Origin of the sequence: Anaeromicropila herbilytica (assembly GCF_016591975.1) — a bacterium.
In the GTDB taxonomy this organism is placed as follows: domain Bacteria; phylum Bacillota; class Clostridia; order Lachnospirales; family Lachnospiraceae; genus Anaeromicropila; species Anaeromicropila herbilytica.
Genome location: NZ_AP024169.1, coordinates 4,627,815 through 4,646,328, shown reverse-complemented (window position 1 = coordinate 4,646,328; position 18,514 = coordinate 4,627,815). Strand labels below are relative to the sequence as shown.

General features: G+C 33.6%; 14 protein-coding genes. All 14 read left to right on the top strand.

Going from position 1 to position 18,514, the window contains the following annotated elements; genetic code table 11:
• The first annotated feature begins 61 nt into the window (after window positions 1-61).
• The gene (locus bsdtb5_RS19715; protein ID WP_271713662.1) at window positions 62-340 is read left to right on the top strand and encodes a hypothetical protein; all 279 of its coding nucleotides are present in this window, start codon (window positions 62-64) and stop codon (window positions 338-340) included.
• A 159-nt stretch (window positions 341-499) separates the two neighbouring features.
• On the top strand, window positions 500-1,432 hold the full coding sequence (locus bsdtb5_RS19710) for a ParM/StbA family protein (protein ID WP_271713661.1): 933 nt from the start codon (window positions 500-502) through the stop codon (window positions 1,430-1,432).
• Window positions 1,374-1,943: a hypothetical protein gene (locus bsdtb5_RS19705; protein WP_271716168.1), complete on the top strand. Its 570-nt coding sequence runs from the start codon at window positions 1,374-1,376 to the stop codon at window positions 1,941-1,943. The genes bsdtb5_RS19710 and bsdtb5_RS19705 overlap by 59 nt, the downstream gene beginning before the upstream one ends.
• Before the next feature lie 346 nt (window positions 1,944-2,289).
• Entirely contained in the window at window positions 2,290-2,613 is a 324-nt protein-coding gene (locus tag bsdtb5_RS19700; RefSeq protein WP_271713660.1) for a plasmid mobilization protein, read from the top strand.
• Window positions 2,604-4,649, top strand: a complete 2,046-nt coding sequence (locus tag bsdtb5_RS19695; RefSeq protein ID WP_271713659.1) for a relaxase/mobilization nuclease domain-containing protein — start codon at window positions 2,604-2,606, stop codon at window positions 4,647-4,649. Before bsdtb5_RS19700 ends, bsdtb5_RS19695 begins: the two co-directional genes overlap by 10 nt.
• A gap of 289 nt (window positions 4,650-4,938) precedes the next feature.
• Window positions 4,939-5,154, top strand: coding sequence for a helix-turn-helix domain-containing protein (locus bsdtb5_RS19690; RefSeq protein WP_084124557.1), 216 nt, complete (start codon window positions 4,939-4,941; stop codon window positions 5,152-5,154).
• Window positions 5,155-5,444: 290 nt separating this feature from the next.
• Window positions 5,445-8,687, top strand: a complete 3,243-nt coding sequence (locus tag bsdtb5_RS19685; RefSeq protein ID WP_271713658.1) for a type I restriction endonuclease subunit R — start codon at window positions 5,445-5,447, stop codon at window positions 8,685-8,687.
• A 14-nt stretch (window positions 8,688-8,701) separates the two neighbouring features.
• Window positions 8,702-10,333, top strand: coding sequence for an HsdM family class I SAM-dependent methyltransferase (locus tag bsdtb5_RS19680; protein ID WP_271713657.1), 1,632 nt, complete (start codon window positions 8,702-8,704; stop codon window positions 10,331-10,333).
• Complete coding sequence (locus bsdtb5_RS19675; protein ID WP_271713656.1) at window positions 10,326-11,450, top strand: restriction endonuclease subunit S; 1,125 nt, start codon at window positions 10,326-10,328, stop codon at window positions 11,448-11,450. The genes bsdtb5_RS19680 and bsdtb5_RS19675 overlap by 8 nt, the downstream gene beginning before the upstream one ends.
• 17 nt (window positions 11,451-11,467) lie before the next feature.
• Entirely contained in the window at window positions 11,468-14,200 is a 2,733-nt protein-coding gene (locus tag bsdtb5_RS19670) for an ATP-dependent DNA helicase (protein WP_271713655.1), read from the top strand.
• Window positions 14,201-14,205: 5 nt separating this feature from the next.
• The gene (locus bsdtb5_RS19665) at window positions 14,206-15,708 is read left to right on the top strand and encodes an ATP-binding protein (RefSeq protein WP_271713654.1); all 1,503 of its coding nucleotides are present in this window, start codon (window positions 14,206-14,208) and stop codon (window positions 15,706-15,708) included.
• Window positions 15,709-15,862: 154 nt separating this feature from the next.
• Window positions 15,863-16,615, top strand: coding sequence for a PD-(D/E)XK nuclease domain-containing protein (locus bsdtb5_RS19660; protein ID WP_271713653.1), 753 nt, complete (start codon window positions 15,863-15,865; stop codon window positions 16,613-16,615).
• A 35-nt stretch (window positions 16,616-16,650) separates the two neighbouring features.
• On the top strand, window positions 16,651-17,997 hold the full coding sequence (locus tag bsdtb5_RS19655; protein ID WP_271713652.1) for an adenylate/guanylate cyclase domain-containing protein: 1,347 nt from the start codon (window positions 16,651-16,653) through the stop codon (window positions 17,995-17,997).
• On the top strand, window positions 17,990-18,514 hold the full coding sequence (locus bsdtb5_RS19650) for a Pycsar system effector family protein (protein ID WP_271713651.1): 525 nt from the start codon (window positions 17,990-17,992) through the stop codon (window positions 18,512-18,514). Before bsdtb5_RS19655 ends, bsdtb5_RS19650 begins: the two co-directional genes overlap by 8 nt.

Sequence of the window (18,514 nt, the reverse complement as noted above, 5' to 3'; positions counted from 1 at the left end):
ATTGCGTGTTTTTGAATTAGATAGCATTTTGTGAATACGATAATATGAAAGGAGCGTTCGTATGGTAGGTAGTAAAGAAGCATTTATTGATGTAGAAGAAGTACGTGAAGTACTAAGCATTGGCAAGACAAAGGCATATGCGATCATTAAATCTTACAACAGAGAGCTAGCAGCTAAGGGATTTTTGACCATTCGTGGTAGATGCCCTCGTAAGTACTTTGAACAGAAGATTTACGGATATGCAGACTACTACAATCCAGCTGAGGATTTAGAAAGAAAACAGCTGGTAGTAGCCGAAGAAAGTAATTACCAGACAAAAGAAAAAGCCCTTACCGATTAGGAAAGGACTTGGTTGTAACAAAGCCAAAGCCTGCTACTTGTATCTCGCAAATACAGTATAGCTGAGTGCTCTGGCTGTTGCAATCAGAAAATATGTTTGGCTTACTTGCAACTTGAAACATTTATTTTTGATGAAGCCGTAACGGCAGGAGGACGATTTATGTATTTTAAAGAACAAAACATTTTATTATGTGCCATTGACCATGGATTTTCAACAATCAAGACACCACATTTTATATTCGACAATGGGGTTGAAGAAATTGGCACAGAAGCAACATTGGAAGCAAAGACAATGGAGTACAAAGACACTTTTTATAAAATCGGAGAAGGAAGACTTCCGATGAAAAACACCAAAATCGAAGATGATGATTATCTGCTATTAACATATGCAGCAATTGCAAAAGAAATGGAATATTACGGAGCATATGATGAAGATGGAGTAAAGATAGTTGTTGCCGCAGGACTTCCCTTTACCAGATTTGGAGAAGAGAAAGCTAGCTTTGGCAATTATCTCAAACGAGGGGTAGTAACCTTTGTATATGAAGGGAAATCATATCTTATCAAGATTCAAGAGGTTTTATTATACCCACAGTGTTATGCTGCGGTGGCAAATATTTTAGGTAAGCTGGCACCAAATCAGCTTATCGTAGATATTGGTTCCAAGACCATTGATATTATCCACAACAAGAATTATGTTCCAGTGGAGCGAGAGTGTATCACGATTCCAGAGGCATTAATTAATTGCATGGCAAATGTCAATAAGGCAGTATTTCGGAGGAAAAACCGTTACTTGGATGAAAGTGATATTCAGGATGTGATGATGACTGGAACATCCAACCTTCCAAAAGAGATTACAGAAATTGTGCAGGATCAACTTTATATCTTTGCTGAAAATGTAGAAGCTCAATTGAAAGAAAATGGGTTCGATCCAGAACTTACACCGATTGTATATGTTGGCGGTGGAGCTACTGTTATGAAACTCTTCGGACGAATCAGAGGAGCAAATATCTGCTATCAGGAAGACGTAAAGGCAAATGCCATTGGTTATGAATATCTGGCATTACAGAAGATGGACAGGTGGTTGCATGAGTAATAAAGATATGGCTCAAACCATTACTTTTCGCCTGAATCTAAATCATGAGGAAGATTCTCTGGTCTGGGGTTTGTTACTATCTATGGAAGAAGAGCCAAGAAAAAGCTTGTTTGGAGATCGAAGTAAGTTCATCAAGTGGATGCTGACTAAATATGCCAGAGAAGAACTTGATTTTGATGATGAGAAGAAACGGTTGGAATTATTACGGAGAGACTTTGTTCAGTCAGCCCAATATGAAATCAAAGAGATTGTTCAAAGAGAATCAGAATCCATTATGGAGATGCTTGAGAAAGCAGTAGAGCTTGCAGTTTCAAAAGCAGTGAATGAAGTTCTTAAAGCAGTGGTGGCTGGTGGGATTTCTGTAGGAACGCAGGCAGTAGTAACATCAGCAGAGCTGAAAAGCGCAGTAATTCCTGAAGAAGCAGTGGTTCCCAAAATGGGAGTTCTGCCGGAAGTGGACGGAGATAATGAACTTCCCACATCAGTACTTAGTTTTCTGGATAGTTTTTAATGGATGTTGCTGTTGGAATGTTATAAATATCTGGATTTGTGGATGGAAATCTGTGATACAAATAGTATTACATCCATAAATCTATATCTCAATTTGTAATAACAGTCCTGGTGGCTGTGATAGAAATTGTAATAAGTACAGATGGATTTATCACATTCTGTACTTACCATATATCAGGGGCCTTAGGGGGATTTTAGCCCCCTAACCAGACTTTGTTAAACGCCCTGCGTTTTACGAATCTGGCAAAAAGCAATCGTAACAATTTCAGAAGGTGCTTAAAAAGGCTTTTTGAACATTTCTATAAGACAGATAAAAGGAGGAGATGCTTATCGGAAGAAAGAAACAAATGATAGATCCACGAAAAAACTTCACGGTTCGATTATCGGATAAGGAAAGAGAGCGGATCATGCAAGCTGCCAAAGAGAATGGACTGACACCTAGCGAGTATCTCAGAGAATTAGTTTTGCATGGTGGTAAAGTGGACACGACACTTATGTTGGACAGGAGAGATCTGGTGAATCAGATTTCAAAGGTTGGAAATAATGTGAATCAAATCGCACATGTAGCAAACGCCAGTCAAACGGTGAGTGAGTACAAAATTATGCAGATAAAAGATTATATGAAGGATATTTATAACCTGTTGATGGAGGTGTTGAATAAATGGCAATAACCAAAGTCATGCATATGAAGGCGAGCAAAAATCGTCAGATAGATGTTCACTTAAAACAAGCCATTGCTTATATCTTAAAACCTGAAAAGCTTGGAGATGCTAATCTGGTGGGCGGTATTAACTGCCTGCCAGAAAAGGCATATGAAATGATGAAGACTACAAAAAAGATGTTCCAAAAGACTGGTGGCAGACAGGGATATCACCTTGTGATTTCGTTAAGACCAGGGGAAGGAACACCAGAGCAGATGTATGATATCGCTATGCGGTTTGCGGAAGAGTTGCTGCATAATGAATATGAGGCAGTTGTGGCGGTTCATACAGATAGAGAACACCTTCACGCGCATATTGTTTTAAACAGTGTGAATATGGTCAACGGTCATAAATTTCAATATCATAACGGAGATTGGAAAGCAATCATACAACCGATTACCAATCGACTTTGCGAAGAATATGGACTGGATATTATGCCTGCGGAATATAGCAAAGATCCAAAAAATATGTCCAGACCGGAATGGGAAAGGGAGAATTCCTATACTACACTGATAAAAGATGATGTGAGCTATTGTGCTTTGCTGGCAGAAGATGAACGTCATTTTATTTATCTGTTATCTAGGCTTGGGTATGAAGTAAAGGAAGGAAAGCACATCGCTGTGAAGGCTCCAGGAATGAAACGATTTAAGCGAATTGATACGATATCAGAAGATTTTTCAAGAGAAAATATCAATGCTCTTATCCGTTATGGAGATAGTAGTAATGCCAGACCGAAAGTGTATACGTTTAATCCGATTTATGTGAAACGGGCGAAGTTGTCAAAATTTCAGAAGAAATATTATGCGAGATTGTATCGCTTGCGACTTATAGAGAAAAAGCGTTTTCATTATAAGTCGGCACATTATTATGAAGCGATTAAGCAAATGCATTTGCTACAAGAAGAGTATCTTATGATTGTAAATCAGGATGTGCATTCTTTACCCGATTTAATAGGCTTGTTAAATAAGCTTCAGAACGATTTTCAGGATGTAGAGACAGAACAAAAGCAGTTGTATTCTGAGCGTGGAATAGAAAAACGAAAGTGCAAGAACGCAGATGATTTTCAGTTATTTCGCGACACTGAATCTGAGTATAGATGTAAGTTGGAAGCGTTGAAGGAACGAAAGGGGAAGATTAAAGAGCAGATCAAGATTGTGGAAAGATGTTGTTCGAAAGAAATATCACGAGCGGCAGAAGCATTGGATAGAATGTTTCCAGTTGAAGAAATGGAAGAGATTACTGATATCTATGATGTAGAAGTTCCGGAAAATCCGTTTAAGGAAGATACTGTGGCTGTGGATGAAGTAGCTGTTTCAGATGAATTGAAATCTTTAGCAATAACGCCAGTAGAAAAAGCAACTGGACTAGCGAGGGATGATGAATCAATAAAAACAGTGCCTGAGCCGCCAATCGAACCAGTAATTGAACCAATAGTAGAGACGTTAGATATGGTTGAAGGTGAGATAAGGGGTTCTGATATTGATGAAATCCTAGTGGGTGTGCAACAGAGCAATGACGTAGAGCGTTTGGAACTTCCTAAGGTTCTAGCTGAATATCAAAGATTGTCTTTGCAAGAAAAAGCAGAAAGATTTCCATTTGAAAGATTACCGGATGATAAGGCATTTAATTATTTCATGGATTATTTGACGGAGAAAGGAAGCAACATGGGATTTAGTGAAGCTTATGATGAATTTACTGAAATTTCAGAGTATTGGGACAAGATACAGGAACAGAAACTGGTTGAGAGAGAGGTTGAGAAATCCATGTATCTATGCGATACAATGGGTATGACACCAGAATTGTTTCAGCAGGCAAGTGCCGATATAAGAGCAATGGTCTTTCATCTAGAGGAACTGGATTATAAGGTTGGTGTTAAGGTTTATCGTGGGGTTCTTGAAAAGCTTGGGATACAGAAAGATTTGATGGATATTTATGATGAATTCGATGAGGTCTATACGGAAAGTATGACGGATAAGAAAAAAGATGAAAAGGATTGGAGACGATAAGAGAGGGCTGGCTGATGCAGGTATGTGTTGGCTAGCTGTTTCTTTATCATAAAGGCGTATTGGAGTAGTGTATTGGTGTATTAAATGTCATGTGCAAGAGTAAATTCTTGTAATATTTAAAATTACGTTATAATACTTTGAAACCATGGAATCCAGGGGCTTGTACAGGAAAAATGAATTAACTGACATTTCGAGAACTCAAAAATAACGTTTGTAAAAAAGAAATCACTTTAGTATAATAGATACTGTATATTAAAAAGTCGTTTATCGCAAGTGGAGGATAAAAAATATGACAGATAAGCAAATAAAAATAACGTACAAACCATTATGGAAATTGCTTATAGACAGAGAAATATCAAAGACTGAGTTGCGCAAAAATACAAAGATTGCGCCAAGCACTTTTACAAAAATGAATAACGACCAACAAGTATCATTAGATGTCCTTGCGAGGATTTGTATTGAATTGAAGTGTGGGTTTGATGATATTGTAAAGATTGAGTCCTGAAAATGGGACACATAAAAAATGTATAATGAAGTTTAAGAGAAGCGTAAAGAAAACGAAAGCTTAAATACATAGAAGGTTAAAAAGAAATTGAAAATGTGGATCCTCAAATATTGAAAGATGCATTCGAAGCGGCATAAAAAGTAGTTTCAAAATAGGGGGAGCAAAATTTAGGAACGTAGAGTGATTTTGAATGTGAAGCGATAAGTGGCAAGTTGTCAGAACTTCGTTGGTACTTGGTGATGAAGAGGACATGTTGGATACATAAAAATCGTTAATAGGAAGGATAATATATGGACAAGTCAACTGCAATAGAATTAAATGAAGCGAATAAAAATTCTGCAACCAGAATTAATGCATATTATCAAAAATTTAATGAAGCAACTCGAGTGCAAATGCCTGCTTTGGTTCATTTGGACAGACTGGGATATAACTATTTTGGAAAAATAAACGAAAATATGGCAGGGACTGTGTATGATGCTGATACTAATATTTTACTAGAAGTTTTAAAAACCCAATTCTGCAAACTAAATCCTGGTCATGAGGGTGAATTCGAACAAGTATTAAGAACCATTAGACAAGAACTAGATAATGATGATTTAGGTCGTAGTTTTTATAAGAGGCTAACTAGTGTTTCTCCATTAAAATTAATTGATTTTGACAATCCAGATAATAATAAATACCACTGTGCTGCTGAATTCACGTGTAAAAGGGATCAAGATGAGTTTAGACCTGATATTACCCTATTTATTAATGGCCTTCCATTGGTATTTATTGAAGTCAAAAAGCCAAATAATCATGGTGGTATGGTAGCCGAAAGTGAGCGAATGAATCGCCAACGCTTCCCGAATAAAAAATTTCGCAGATTTATTAATGTAACACAGTTAATGCTTTTTTCAAATAATATGGAATATGACACACAAGGTGGCATTGTTCCAATACAAGGGGCATTTTATTGTACTGCAGCAAGAGAATACGCACCATTCAATTGCTTCAGAGAAGAAAATATTGCAAACTTTGATGTTGCGCCTTTTATAAAAGAGTACCCATATAGAGATATAAATGTTCAAGTAGAAAAGAGAATTTTAAGTGATTTTAATTGTCAGGTAATTCATCATTCGCCAGAGTATCAAACAAATCTAAATGTAAATACACCAACTAACAGAATTATTACTTCTATGTGTTCTCCAGAGCGATTACTGTTTGTATTAAAATATGGAATTGCTTATGTAAAAATGGAAAGAGAAGTTGATGGTAAAATTGAATCGACGGATCAAAAACACATTATGCGTTACCAACAGCTTTTTGCAGCTTTAGCTGTTCGCAGAAAGCTTAGCGAAGGTGTTAAATCAGGTGTAATATGGCATACACAAGGGAGTGGGAAAACTGCACTTTCATATCATTTGACCTATACCCTATCTGATTTTTATGCACAACAAAATAAAGTTGCTAAGTTCTACTTTATTGTAGATAGACTAGATTTGCTTGAGCAGTCGACTCAAGAATTTGAAGCAAGAGGATTAGAAGTTAAAACAGCAAATTCAAGATGTGAACTTATGGAGCAATTTAGAAACAATCAAGCGCAAGAAGGCAATAGTGGAAAACAAGAAATAACAGTTGTTAATATACAACGTTTTGCTGAAGATAAAGAAAAAGTTGATTTACCAGCATATGCTACTAATCTTCAGAGAATATTTATCATTGACGAAGCTCATAGAGGTTATAATCCTAAGGGTTCTTTCCTTGCTAATTTATTTGATGCAGATAAGGATTCCATCAAAATTGCGTTAACTGGTACACCGCTACTAAGCGATGAAAGAGCCTCTTGGAAAGTGTTCGGTGAATATCTTCATACTTATTATTATGACAAGTCTATACAGGACGGATACACACTTAAGATAATTAGAGAGGATATTGAAACTTCATATCGAGAAAAGTTATCGTCGATTTATGAAAAATTAGAATCACTCGTAGAAAAGAAAGATATTAAAAAGAATCAGATAATAGAACATGATAGTTATGTAAGAGAATTACTTAGATTCATAATCAATGACTTAAAACAATTCCGACAAATTCAAGGCGATAAAACTTTGGGTGGAATGGTTATATGCGAAACAAGTGAACAAGCCAGAAAATTATTTGCTTTTTTTGATGAAATTCAAGGAGAGCTTAACAGTGCTACTTCTTTAAAAAGTAATTTTAAAGTTGGCCTGATTTTACATGATAGTGATGATAAAGAAACTCGTAAGCAGGTTGTTAAAGATTTTAAAAAGAATATGACTCTTGATATTCTAATTGTATTCAATATGCTCTTAACTGGATTTGATGCGCCAAGGCTTAAACGGTTATATTTTGGTCGTAAACTAAAAGACCATAATTTACTTCAAGCTCTTACGCGCGTTAATCGTCCATATAAAAAGAACCGCTATGGGTATATTATAGACTTTGCAAATATAAAACAAAATTTTGAACAGACAAACGAAGCATATTTGAGAGAGTTAAATAGATTTAATGATCCAGATGAAACGGGTGACGGAAACGAAACAGATACATTTCGTCAAATTATCGAAGACAAAGATGTGTTAATTGCTCAAATGCAAGAAGTAAGACAAACGCTGTTTAATTTTACTACTGACAATGTAGAAGAGTTTAGTTCTGAAATAGCTACTATTGAAGATAAAGTTGAACTACTCAAATTAAAGAAAGTTTTGATAGCTGCAAGAGATTGTTGTAATATCGTACGTACTTTTGGTGATGATGATTTAAAAGAAGCATTTTCGCATTTAGAGTTAACGAAGCTTCCAGCAATGATATCAGAGGTGCAGCATCATATTGACAACATTAATCAAAAAGAGGCTTTTTCTGCTGATGATTCATCTAGACAATTAGTGAATGAAGCAATGCAGGATATTTCTTTTAATTTTAGCAAAATTGGCGAAGAGGAAATGAAACTGATTGCTGGTGGTGTTGAATTACAGGAAAAATGGCAGAAATCAATACGTGGATTTACATCTAATATAGATCCTGACGATCCTGAATTTATTACATTACGTGAAGCCTTTATGCAAAGATTTAAAGAACATGGTTTTGTAATAGATAATATTGCTTTGTTTAATGAATATTCAAAAGCGTTAGATGATGTTTTAAAGAAACTAGCAGATTTACAAAAGAAAAACTTAGCGTTGTTGCGAAAGTATAATGGTGATGCAAAATTTGCTCGCGTGCATAAAAGAATAAGAGAAGAAAATGAAAAACGTATCGCTGCAAAGAAAAAGCCTATAGTTTCTGTTTATGATGAGTCTATTATGAGTGTGTTGGTAAATATAAAAACAGACATAGATCAAAAGGTATATGATAGGAATGATATACTTAAAAAAGATGCATATTTTGAGCAGACTGTTATGTCACAAATAAAAGATGGTATGAATAAGCTAGGATTGGAAAATGCGAGAGAAGATCGTGTATTTATTCAAACCAGAATAACAAAACAATATTTAAGTCAATATAACGCAACGTATCCAGATCCAGTTGCTTAAAATTAGGAGGAATTATGGCTATTAAAGAAAAAACCATCGAGCTTATCGATGCATTAAAATCAACTTGTCAAACCTATGGAATGGGTAATGACGGAAATGAATATAAAATAATTACACAGGTATTTTTGTACAAATTTATAAATGATAAATTTGGACATGCTTTAAAACGAATTAGTTCTAAATTAGCGGAGGCAGAAAAGTGGGAAATAGCATATGCTGAAATGTCAGAAGATGATAGGTTAGATATTTTAGATGAACTATCTGCTGATATTCCGAGATTATATCCACAACATTTGATTTCAAATCTATGGAATCAGCAAGCAAAAGGGGATTTTGACTTAATTTTTGATAGTGCGATGACAGACATTGCAGATATCAACTCGGAGATATTTGCTACAAAAACAACATTGAATACTAATATAGCACTTTTTGAAAAGCTTACAAATTATGTGACAGATGATGCTCAAAGAACACCATTTGCACGAGCTTTAATAGACAAGTTAGTAACATTTTCCTTTGAAGAGGCTTTTGATGAGCAATATGACTTTTTTGCGGATATTTTTGAATATTTAATAAAAGACTACAACACCGCAGGTGGTGGTAAATATGCTGAATATTACACCCCACATTCTATTGCAACAATTATGGCTCGGTTGTTGGTTGGGGACAGCAATGATTTACACAGTATAGAATGTTATGATCCATCCGCTGGTACGGGTACATTGTTAATGGCACTCAGTCATCAAATTGGAGAAGATCGATGTACAATTTTTGCGCAGGATATATCACAAAGAAGTAATAAGATGCTTAAATTAAATCTTATTTTAAACGGGCTAGTTACATCGCTTGATCACGCAATACAAGGAGATACGCTTACTGAACCATATCATAAAAGCGATGATGGTCAATCATTACGACAATTTGATTATGTAGTTTCTAATCCACCATTTAAGTTAGATTTTCCAGAAACAAGAGAAACATTAGCAGGAATGCCAGCAAGATTTTGGGCAGGTATTCCTAAGATTCCAGCTAAATTAGATCCACAAAAGCCAAGAATGGCTATTTATACATTGTTTATGCAACATGTAATAAATTCTTTAAAAGATAATGGAAAAGGTGCAATAGTTATTCCAACAGGATTTTTAACAGCAAAATCAGGTATTGAAAATCAAATATTGAAGCATATAGTTGATAATAAAATCATTTATGGCTGTATTAGTATGCCGTCAAATGTGTTTGCAAATACGGGTACAAATGTCTCTGTGTTATTTTTCGACAAATCAAGAAGTACGGATAAGGTTGTAATGATTGACGCTTCTAATATGGGTGAAGATTATCAAGATGGTAATAATAAAAAATGTCGTTTGCGACCTAATGAAATAGATCAAATTATAGACACATTTTCAAATAAAAGAGAAATAGATGATTTTTCAGTGGTTAAAACACATGATGAGATAGTTACTAAAAAATATTCACTTTCAGCTGGGCAGTATTTTGATGTTAAAATCGATTATATAGATTTAACAGCAGATGAATTTAATAAAAGAATGGATGATTACTCCAAGCTACTATTCAAGCAATTTGAAGAAGATAATAAGCTTCAGAATGAAATTCTTGCAAAACTAGAGAGGGTGAAGTATGAGTAAAATATCAAGACTAAGAATAGGTGATTATATTGATACATTGACTGATTACCATGCTAACGGCTCTTATGAAAGTTTAAAGGATAATGTAACGCTCCGACAAGAGAAAGATTATGCAATAATGATCAGAACATTAAATTTTGAAAGAAATGATTTTCATGATGACTTAGTATATGTAGATAAACATGCATATGAGCATTTATCTAAGAGTAAAGTTTATCCCAATGATATATTAACAAACAAAATAGCAAATCCTGGAAGCATCTATATTATGCCAAATTTAGATCAACCAGTATCTTGTGGAATGAATCTTTTTTTAATAAGATTCAATCAAAAAGTAAATCAAAGGTATATGTACTATTGTATGAAAAATTCAGAAACATATATAAAAAGCTTTGCACATGGTACAAGTACTAAAACAATTACAAAAGATGAAGTAAGAGATTTGCTTTTGTTCATGCATACGGATATTCAGGATCAAAATAAAATTGAAAATCTTTTAACGACTATAGATAAAAAAATAGAAAACAATATCAAAATAACTAGATTATTACTTATGCAAGCAACTGATATTTATATGCACTGGTTTTTTAGAAAAAAAACTAATGGTAAAATAAGCGATTTACTTTTGGAAAATGATAAATCACATATTCAAGTTGGTGAAGCAAAAGCGTCAAATGGAGATTATCCTTTCTTTACAAGTGGAGAAGCAATTCTTGAGTGGGATGAAGCACTTGTTGATGGAAGAAATTGTTTTCTAAATACAGGCGGAAACGCCGACGTTAAATTTTATGTTGGTAAAGCCGCATATTCTACAGATACATGGAGTATAAGCGCAAAAAAAGATTTGTCTGATTATCTTTATTTATTGCTAAACTCAATAAAAGAGGAGCTAAATAAGAAATTTTTTCAGGGTACTGGTTTAAAACATTTACAAAAAGAGCTGTTAAGAGAACGTTCTATTTATATTCCAAATGTAGCAGAGGTAAAATCTTTTAATGAAGTGGTAAAGCCAATGCTTAATATGATTTCAGAGAAAACACGAGAGAATCAAGTACTATCAGATCTAAGAGACTGGTTATTACCAATGTTGATGAATGGACAAGCTACGGTGGAATAGATGGTTAGGGTGACGAATTGAAAAGTATTGAAGACAAAATAAAAGATATAGATGATGCGATTTGCGAATATATTGATTTGATTGAACTTACATCAAGGGGAAGAATGTCAGATGCAATTATTAAGCATTTGAGAGACTTAGTAGAACATATAGCTGTTAAAATTTATGCAGAAACGCATGATTCTCATGTTGATTATGAGAATATACCAATAGCTATTGAAGAATTAAAGACGGATCAACGCTTTTATTTTCTTCGAAAATTTCACGATTTGTTACAGCAAGCTATGTCTCATTATACACAAGATGCGAATGGTGCAGAGCGTCTTATGCTGAAGTATTATGAATATTTATTGCAGATTAAAGACTTTATTATGCAAAGATATGATATGGAAATTCTTCATAATATAGATAAGTTTCCACTTGATCAGGATAAAACTTTACAAGAGTATTATGAGAAGATAGCAGAAAAATTAGAACTTCCAAGATATGCAGGAGATTATGAAAGAAGAAGTGAAAGATTCTACATACAAAAAGTTAAGGCGTTTTTCGTGAACCAACATGTTTATTATGAGATTACATTAATTCCTGCCAATGATGAATCAAGTAAATTTAATAGATTAGTTGTTTTTTCAAAATATAAGATATACACAAATTATGCAGTGAAAGTTGGATTATCTGAGGATATTATAGAGATTAGTGGCAAATTTATGCCTGTAAAAATAGTTACAGCTTGGAATACGTCCATTCGTCCTTGCGAACTGAATAATTTTGCAAAAGTAGTTGGCTTAAAAATATCCATTAATAGTAAGCATTCTGAGTATATAGGTTTAATGAACTATATTGCAAAAACGGGATCGAATTTGGTGGAAATTCTATCTTTCTCTGATAATTACTATAATCAGTTTAAGGAAAAAATCACTAGCAGAGCAACTGTTACATTATTGTCTGGTGTTTTTGACAAAACGAGAGAGTGGATTATTAGAAACAAATCAGGAAGTAATGTTATTCGTTATTTATTATATGGATTAAACAATAAAATCATCAAACAACAATATGATAATGAAGAAAATTACAAAATGAAGGGACTTTATCTAGACAACAAGTCAATTCCATTTGATGAAATGCCCTTTAATTCTGGTCTATGTAATCATAATCCTTCTATATATGATTTGTTAGATTGTATTAATGTTAGAGGGCGAGAGCATGAATTATTAGCCCATAGAATAGGGAATAATTCTGATATATATGGAACTTTATATACTAAGGATGAAGAACTATCAGAATTTCAAAATATAGATGTTCTTGTCGAACGATATAATGGAAGTTTATATAAAAAGCATCAGAACCGAAGAATAGAAAAATTAGGTAAAAATCTTTATATAAGAGGATACGAGAATGATGTAAAAAGTATAATAGAATTTTTGATATCATTATCAACTGATGGTGTTGAAGATTATAGAGCCTCTGTTGAAGATTGGTTGATGGACAATCCTTTGGCTATAGACTGTGAAGAGAAGAAGAATATCTTAGAAAGGATGTTTGAGCAAACAAAAGTTGCTATGATTTATGGTGCTGCAGGAACAGGAAAGTCAACACTTATAAAACATATCTCTCAATTCTGGGAAGATAGTTCAAAAGTTTTTATATCCAATACACATCCCGCTGTTGAAAATCTACGTAGAAGAGTAAAAAATAACACAGCAGAGTATATGACTATAAAAAGTTTTATATATTCATATCCATCATTTAAAAAGATTGATATTTTATTTGTTGATGAATGCAGTATGGTAAGTAATCGAGACATGTTGGAAATAATAAATAAGGGGAATTTCGAATTGCTTGTTTTAGTTGGGGATATATATCAGATTGAAGCTATTCAATTTGGTAATTGGTTTAATTTGGCCAGATATTTTATCCCGTTAAATTCCCAATATGAACTTAATAAGCCATATAGAACTGATGATAAATATTTATTGGAATTGTGGAATAGAGTGCGTAATTATCAGGATGATATAACTGAATGGCTATCATATTGTGGATACACTTCTGACTTTGAAGAGTCAGTATTTGAACCGGAATCAGAAGATGAAATTGTTTTGTGCCTTAATTATGATGGATTATATGGAATAAACAATATGAATCGATTCTTTCAAAATACAAATGTAAATAAAGCTGTGGCATTGGGGGTATGGTTATATAAGGTTAATGACCCCGTTTTATTTACGGATTCCACAAGGTTCGGATCTGTTTTGTATAATAATCTTAAAGGTAAGATTGTTGACATTGAAGAGGAAGAAGAAAAAATATATTTCTCAATTGAAATCGATAAAACTTTGAATGGTATACAAGTTGCGGGAACAGGTCTGGAATTATTGCCAAAGCGCTCAACAGGGAAATCAGTTGTTAGATTTGAGGTTAGGAAAAGTAAGGCAGGGGATGACGATAATGACGATGGCGATGCTGAAACGAATGTCCCATTTCAGATTGCTTATGCTGTTTCTATTCATAAAGCTCAGGGTCTAGAATATGATTCTGTCAAAATAATTATTACAAAAGAAGTTGATGAGCTCATTTCACACAATATATTCTATACAGCAATAACACGTGCAAAGAAAAACTTGAAAATATATTGGACTGGCGAATCTCAAAAGAAAATACTGTCAAGTTTTACAAATAATGAAATATCAAATGATGCAAAGATATTTTCAGCAAGAACAGGATTTAAAATAGTAAAGCGAAAAGGTAGGTGAACAAATTGAGTAAATTATTTGACATTTCAAAGTTTGATTCATACAAGGAAGATAATCGCCGAGAGGTAAAGAAAGCAAATGGTGGTCTTCCACTTGCACTCTGGGAGTCTTATTCGTCATTTGCAAATACTTATGGTGGAGTAATCATTCTGGGCATTAAAGAACTGGATGATAAAAGTTGGAAAACGACAGGGTTAAAAGCAGCTGATAAAGAGAAGCTATTGGATAATTTCTGGAATTTAATCCATAACAGCCAGAAGGTGAATATCAATCTCTTATCTGAAAATGATGTGGAGGTATACGAAGTCGGAGAAGATTTAATTATCGTGATTTATGTTCCAATGGCAAAACGTGAACAAAAGCCTGTATTTATTAATAACAATATGTTTGGCGGAACTTTCAGAAGGGATCATTCAGGTGATTATCATTGCACAAGACTTCAAGTAAAAGCCATGTTGCGTGACCAGACAGATAACACAATGGATATGGAAGTCTTAGATGATGCGTTGATGGAAGATTTGAATAAAGAAACAATTCAGGGATACAGAAATCGCCATAGAACATTAAAAGCTGGACATCCATTTGAAAGATTAGATGATACAGAGTATCTTCGCAGCATTGGTGCAGCAGCCATATCTGATGTGGATAAACAGCTGCATCCAACAGCAGCAGGTATGCTGATGTTCGGAAACGAGTATAACATTGTGCGACATTTCCCAGAATATTTTTTAGATTATAGAGAAGTACTCGACCCTACGATTCGTTGGACAGATAGATTACAGTCAAGTTCTGGTGAATGGTCAGGTAATATATGCGATTTTTACTTTAGGGTATATAACAAAATTACCAAGGATATAAAAGTACCGTTTAAAACTAAGGGAGGAGATCGTATCGATGACACTCCAGTGCATGAAGCTTTGAGAGAAGCACTTGCAAACTGTCTTATAAATACAGATTTTTACGGTGTCAGAGGTGTAGTTATTCGAAAAGAGCCAGATAAGATAATTATGGAAAATCCGGGTTATAGCAGGACAGGCAAAGACCAAATGCGAAAAGGTGGAGTATCAGATCCTCGTAATAAAACTCTTATGAAGATGTTCAATTTAATAAATATCGGTGAACGTGCAGGAAGCGGAGTTCCAAATATTTTTAACGTATGGGAAGATGAAGGATGGATTGAACCAGCGATTGAGGAACAATTTGATCCTGATAGAATGATTTTAACGCTTGAATTTAGAAAAAAACAAGCGAAGAAAGCGACAGAAAAAAGCGACAGAAAGAAGGCGACAGAAAAAAGCGACAGAAAAAAAGTGACGAAAAATACACAAGAGCAATATGAACAGATACTTACATTTATGAGATTAGATACGTGGTATAAAGCTAGCGATTTAGTGGAGGTTCTTGGTGTTAAAGAAACAAGAACAAAAGAATTGTTGAGAGCATTGGTTGCAGGCGGAAAAATCATTGATAATGGTGTGACTAAAGGAAGATGTTACAAGAAATTGTAGTTTATTATTCATTACGGACCGAAATTAGACAGCTAAATCTAGAAAACAAATGGATGTAATTACAATATGTTCCCGACAGAAATGTCGGGAACATATTGTAAGGTGGAGTAGTTGTTTATGAAGAGAAAAGAAAAAGAAGGCGTGAGGTGTATGAATGAATATAGAAAAAAGCAATTATATTAAAATGCTAATTTCTCAATGTAAAACATTAAAAAATTCTGTTGAGAGAACATTGAATGATACCTCAACAATGGAATCTGGAAGATTTTCATCATTTAAAATGTATGCAGTTCAATATAATGGGTTAGCTAAAAACGTTACTGATGTATTAGAGATTGATTCAAGAACATTTGTAACATTTGATGTTGAGCAAATGCCGGGGTGGGGGGACAGTTTATGGCCAATACAACGTCAAATTGTTGAATCGGTATTATTAAATATAGGATTTGTATTGTCATATTTAGAGGTTGAAACAGATTTTGCAGATGATGAATTTACTAATCTTGATAATTTCCTGAAAACAAAATTAAGAGCAGTGGTTTTTGATAAACCAGATAAGGAAATATTAGTACAGAATGCAATTGAAAATTTATTTGTAGGAAGAGGCTGGATTAAAGGAATTGATTATGATAGAGAGTGTGGAAAGTTTGAATTTTCAGGAAAAGAATATATTCCTGATTTTATAGTTCCTAAATTGAATTTATGTATTGAGGTAAAACTTCTTCGTGATGGGAAAAAATCACGCATAATTGAAGAGATTAATGCTGATATAACAGCCTATGGCAAAAATTATGAAAGACAGATGTTTGTCGTATATGACTTAGGGGTTATAAGGGATGAGGTGGAATTTAGAAGGGATATTGAAAATGCTGGAGATGATATAAAAGTAGTGATAGTAAAACATTAGAATAGGTATTGAAAATAAATTGAGGGAGGAGATATTTGTTGATAACACAAGCGGAGTTCGAAACGATTGATCAAAGGCTTAAGACCATAACAGAACAAGAGGTTTCAGTTATTGAAGATAAATTACAGTTTCCACCTGTTTTAGATGATATGGAGGATAATAATAAAACATATTCAATGATGGCGGCAATACTGTTTATTGATATTAGAAAATCGACATATTTGACAGAGAATAGTAATTCTAAGAGTATGGTAAAGATATATCGATCATTTATGCGTATGGCAGTTGATTGTGTTCGTAAGAATGATGGGGTTACAAGGCAATTTATGGGAGATAGAATTATGGGTATTTTTAAAGATACCTATGATGCCAATGGAAATATTGCTGAAACAGGAACAAATAAAGCAGTTAATGCTGCAAGATGTATGCAGACGTTACTTGATTATAGTTTGAATATACATTTGAAAAATAATGTAAACGGAAAAGTAATTGAATGTGGAATAGGAATTGACTATGGAAAAATTCTTGTTACAAAAGCTGGAATGTACGGAGTTGAGAGTGACAATACAAAGGAAAATGAAATTAGTTTCGTTTGGGTAGGTAATGCAACTAATTATGCAAGTAAGTATTCAGATCTTACAGATGGTGGAGAAATATTTATATCTGAAAATTCCTATAAAGGGCTGGCATCTGAATTAAAAGTAGATTCATGGTCGAAAGTAACTAAGTACAAAGGGAAGAAACCATATAAAGGATATTCAATAAAAGACTTTTATCTTGATTATGCAAAAGAACTGGGAGCTGTTGTAAAAATTGAAGAAGACAATGTAAGTCGTCAGGATAATGCAGAGCAGATTTCAGATGGAATAAAGGCTATAGAAGAATTACAGAATAAACTTTTTAATAAAGAGAAAGAGCTTACAATTAAAGAGGAAAAACTCAAGAAAGAAAAAGAAGAAATAAGAAGTATTCAATGGGATGCTTATAACAGTTTATACGATATTATACATGAAGCGTTTAATAATGACCATATAGTAAAAAAAGAAGATACTGATTACTGGATATTTATTATTGAAAATTATTATAGACTTGGTAAAAATCTTGGTAAATCAGAATCTGAAATACGAAAAGGAATATCATATTGTCTCTCACCAATATACGATAGGATTGGAATGTACAAAAATGCTTTTCATGAGCTCAGCTTTATGGCAAATGAAGCAAGTTGGGTGAATACCCAAACCAATACTTTAAAATGGGCTAAAGAAAATAATTTGATTTGGGATTTGAGATACGATATAAATCGACGAATGGAAAGTGACATAAATGTTGATAAAGAAAGTTTTCAAACATACTATGATGAGGTGAATAAATATTATGGATGATGAAAAGTACACAAAGGATGATGCATATCATACCTTGGATTTGATCAACAGCTGGATTAATAATGTAGACGCAAAAACATCTTTTGCATTAGCTTTTGTTGCTGCTCTTATTGGATTTATATTTGTTAACGGATCACCTGCTGTATTATCAGAAATATTAAGAGAAGATAAAGTCACAACTTGTATGGTTGTTAAGGCTATCTGGGTGATTGCATTATATACTGCAAGTTTTTTATCGATTATGTTTATGTTTTTGGCAATAAAAGCAAGAACAAAAAATAAGTCAGGAAAAAAATCAGTTATGTTCTTTGGAACAATAGCGTCAATAGATCTAAATGATTTTAAGTCAAAAACAATGAATATGGATAAAAAAGAATTAACAAAGGATTTGTTGGAACAGGTACATACTAATGCAGAAATTTGTACAAAGAAAATGAAATTTTATAATGCAGGAATATTCTGGTTAATCATTGCTACAGCATTATGTTTTGGAGCAGTAGTATTTAATATTATTTAG

Bases quoted from the DNA above. Each gene is read 5' to 3' on its own strand.
- bsdtb5_RS19710 (WP_271713661.1), top strand. From the start codon at position 500: ATGTATTTTAAAGAACAAAACATTTTATTATGTGCCATTGACCATGGA.
- bsdtb5_RS19690 (WP_084124557.1), top strand. From the start codon at position 4,939: ATGACAGATAAGCAAATAAAAATAACGTACAAACCATTATGGAAATTG.
- bsdtb5_RS19650 (WP_271713651.1), top strand. From the start codon at position 17,990: ATGGATGATGAAAAGTACACAAAGGATGATGCATATCATACCTTGGAT.
- bsdtb5_RS19695 (WP_271713659.1), top strand. From the start codon at position 2,604: ATGGCAATAACCAAAGTCATGCATATGAAGGCGAGCAAAAATCGTCAG.
- bsdtb5_RS19680 (WP_271713657.1), top strand. From the start codon at position 8,702: ATGGCTATTAAAGAAAAAACCATCGAGCTTATCGATGCATTAAAATCA.
- bsdtb5_RS19675 (WP_271713656.1), top strand. From the start codon at position 10,326: ATGAGTAAAATATCAAGACTAAGAATAGGTGATTATATTGATACATTG.
- bsdtb5_RS19660 (WP_271713653.1), top strand. From the start codon at position 15,863: ATGAATATAGAAAAAAGCAATTATATTAAAATGCTAATTTCTCAATGT.
- bsdtb5_RS19715 (WP_271713662.1), top strand. From the start codon at position 62: ATGGTAGGTAGTAAAGAAGCATTTATTGATGTAGAAGAAGTACGTGAA.
- bsdtb5_RS19700 (WP_271713660.1), top strand. From the start codon at position 2,290: ATGATAGATCCACGAAAAAACTTCACGGTTCGATTATCGGATAAGGAA.
- bsdtb5_RS19685 (WP_271713658.1), top strand. From the start codon at position 5,445: ATGGACAAGTCAACTGCAATAGAATTAAATGAAGCGAATAAAAATTCT.
- bsdtb5_RS19705 (WP_271716168.1), top strand. From the start codon at position 1,374: ATGCCATTGGTTATGAATATCTGGCATTACAGAAGATGGACAGGTGGT.